General features: G+C 46.7%; 1 rRNA gene. It reads right to left on the minus strand.

The features are described 5' to 3' along the window. A 5S ribosomal RNA gene (gene rrf / locus AC0C45_RS30295) occupies positions 1-102 on the minus strand; the annotation flags it as partial. Between the last annotated feature and the right edge of the window lie 138 nt (positions 103-240).

Raw genomic sequence — 240 nt, forward strand, 5'->3', positions numbered from 1 at the left:
TACTCTCACAGGGACAAAGTCCCAACTACCATTGGCGCTAAAGAGCTTAACTTCCGTGTTCGGTATGGGAACGGGTGTGACCTCTTCGCTATCGCCACCAGACAAGAGATTGCTCTCTCAAAACTAGGTAACAGTTTGCTGAGTAAAGCTTACGCTTTTAAAAGTTTGGTTAAGTCCTCGATCGATTAGTATCAGTCAGCTACACATGTCGCCACGCTTCCACCTCTGACCTATCAACCT

The sequence above is a fragment of the Priestia sp. VA7 genome (assembly GCF_055710015.1).